The following is a 1,677-nucleotide window of genomic DNA, read 5'->3' as shown; positions in this document are numbered from 1 at the left end:
AACGAAAAGAGGCGCAAATGCGTCTCTTTTTTTGTGCGAAGATATCACAGGTATAAGTTCTTCATAAGATTCGGATTTCATATTGCCATCGGCCCGGCGATTCGGTAAGATAGAAAAGATAAAGAAGAGGTGGAATATGAAGATCTTAAAGATCATCCTAAGCAGTTTAGCGATCGTCATCCTATCGGCAGGATTAGCCCTAGGTTATAAGATCGCAGCCAATCCATTGGATAAGGCAAACAAAAAAGTTGACAGCAACAAAATCGCAGAGGCGAAAGAAAACCTTAAGGCGACGAGCCCCTTTACAGGCGACGATCCCTTGCATATTTTGTTATTCGGAATCGATAAAACCGCGACCACGGACATGACCGAAGAAGGGAATCCTACGCGAAGCGATGTCATCATGCTTCTGACCATCGATCCCGTGTCGAAACGAGCGCAGCTCCTGTCCCTTCCGAGAGATACCTATGTCGACATCGAAGGTCATAAAGGAAAAACAAAACTCGGCCACGCCTATGCCTACGGCGGAGAAGAATTGGCGGAAAAGACAGTGGAAAGATTCCTGGACGTTTCCGTCGATTACTACGCCACAGTCGATTACAATGCCGTCAGACGACTGGTCGACGCAGTAGGGGGCATCGAGGTGGACATCCCCTTCGACTACACCTACGAAGACACCTACGTCGTGCCGCACCTGTATATCAACTTCAAAAAGGGCAAACAAAAATTAAACGGGGACGATGCCGTGCGTTATTTGAGAATTCGTAAGATATACGAAAATCAAGACCTGGATCGTATTCAAACCCAACAAGGCTTCCTAATGAAGCTGTTCGACAAACTAAAGAGTCCGCGCATGATTTTTAAAATTCCGGAACTTATCGACCTTGTAATGGACAATGTGGAGACCAATCTATCCTACGGTCAAATCGCCTACCTGGCCAAAATGGGACTGGACTTCGACAAAGACTCTATTCAAATGGATACGCTGGTCGGAGAAAACAAGCGGATCGGAAAACTGGAATACTACGTCGTCGATCGAGAATCGGCCCGAGAACAATTGAAACGCTTCTGGGAAGGTAAAGGAAGCTATTACGAAGAAACGACGGAAAAATCCGAAGAAAACAGCACAGACAACCAAACGGAAGAAGAGTAACAAAGTCCCCAATGAGGGGCTTTTTTATTGGGTATAAAGACACAAAACAAAAGAGAAAGGAGAAGCTTATGAACATACAAAACGATGGCAAGCAATTCTATGTAGGAGATGCATCCGATCCGAAAGCATTCTTGGCCTACGAGTACGTAGATGAGCATACGGTTCGTGCCTATCACACCGTTACGAAAAAAGAAATGCAAGGACAAGGTATGGCGTGGAAACTTTACGCCGCGTTTATGGACTTTGTAAAAAAAGAAAACCTTAAGGTACGGCCGGATTGTTCTTACGTCAAGAAAAAGATGGAAGCAAGCGAAGAGGATCGCCCCTATCTAGCGGAGTAAAAACACTTAACATAGAGTTAAAAAAGAACCAATAATTCCTTGACAAGAAGGATAGATTCTAGTATCATTTTAAGAGTCGATACGCAAGAGTGATGAGCTCTGAACTAGCGATCGATGCGGTCGTTAGGCTCAATAGGCAAACGATCAAATAACCTCGAAAAAGTACTGTAAAAAAGTTAAAAA

The 1,677-nt window shown here is 44.2% G+C and carries 2 protein-coding genes; both read left to right on the top strand.

Annotated elements, in window-relative coordinates; all coding sequences use genetic code 11:
- Positions 1-136 precede the first annotated feature (136 nt).
- A complete protein-coding gene (locus HMPREF1863_RS01900; RefSeq protein WP_068366896.1) occupies positions 137-1,153 on the top strand; it encodes an LCP family protein in 1,017 nt (338 codons plus the stop codon).
- A 68-nt stretch (positions 1,154-1,221) separates the two neighbouring features.
- Positions 1,222-1,494: a GNAT family N-acetyltransferase gene (locus HMPREF1863_RS01895; protein WP_068366894.1), complete on the top strand. Its 273-nt coding sequence runs from the start codon at positions 1,222-1,224 to the stop codon at positions 1,492-1,494.
- Positions 1,495-1,677: the final 183 nt, after the last annotated feature.

The sequence above is a fragment of the Aedoeadaptatus coxii genome, assembly GCF_001553115.1.
Classification (GTDB): Bacteria; Bacillota; Clostridia; order Tissierellales; family Peptoniphilaceae; genus Aedoeadaptatus; species Aedoeadaptatus coxii.
This window is presented reverse-complemented; position numbering and strand designations above follow the sequence as displayed.

Coding starts and splice junctions, on each gene's coding strand:
- HMPREF1863_RS01900 (WP_068366896.1), top strand. CDS start 137: ATGAAGATCTTAAAGATCATCCTAAGCAGTTTAGCGATCGTCATCCTA.
- HMPREF1863_RS01895 (WP_068366894.1), top strand. CDS start 1,222: ATGAACATACAAAACGATGGCAAGCAATTCTATGTAGGAGATGCATCC.